Here is a 794-nt window from a genome sequence, read left to right on the forward strand (position 1 = left end):
ATCTGTTTAAGCTTAAAGGAGAGCTATTTCTTCCTTAAAGATTAACGAAGTCTTTTGGTTTCCTCTAAAATTCTTTTCAGTTCAGCTACTTTCATACGAAAAAACCTTATCTTTCCTAGAGTGATTATGTTTAATATTGAGTAGCAAATAAGGCTTAGGGAATACTCTTTATCCTCATTAATATCGTGAAAAAACTTCACTCAAACACTCCCTTGCTAAAATTTATTTTAAGTATAAGGCATACACTCCAATATACATTCTTTCTTTACATAGGATGCTACTGCTCTGCATGTTCTGTGCTTTTTAATCACCAACATACAAGCAAGATATTTTGAAATACTAAACGCCGGAACATTTTTGCATATTTGACTTGGATAAGTACCTTTTGGGCAAATAGCGCTTGCTCTAAAGATGATATTCTCCGCATTATTCTCATTATTTGTATTACTTTGTGTATCTAAAATAGCATCTATTTCGTTTTGTAAAACAGCAACTTCTTCTATGTTTTGTAATGTATCTTGTATTTCATTAAATTCCTCGTTTGAAACAGAGCAATCTGTACATTCTTGATCCTCTGTAATAACTTCTGTTTCGCCTGTTTCATAATCAGTTATCTCTTTTGAAGTTCCATCATAATGTATTTTAAAAACTGATATGATCTTCTCATTATTTAAATCATACTGCATTTCAAAAATTGTAACATTTGTATCGGAAGCAGAAGAATTAAATTGCACAGTTATAGTTGAGCGCTAAAGCTCAACTAGCACCACGGGTTAGGAATGATATGATGAGCC

At 32.0% G+C, this 794-nt stretch carries 1 protein-coding gene; it reads right to left on the reverse strand.

Annotated elements, in window-relative coordinates:
- Positions 1–227: 227 nt before the first annotated feature.
- A complete protein-coding gene (locus tag I656_RS18330; protein ID WP_200861017.1) occupies positions 228–734 on the reverse strand; it encodes a hypothetical protein in 507 nt (168 codons plus the stop codon).
- Positions 735–794 lie beyond the last annotated feature (60 nt).

The sequence above is a fragment of the Geobacillus sp. WSUCF1 genome (assembly GCF_000422025.1).
Taxonomy (GTDB): Bacteria; Bacillota; Bacilli; order Bacillales; family Anoxybacillaceae; genus Geobacillus; species Geobacillus zalihae.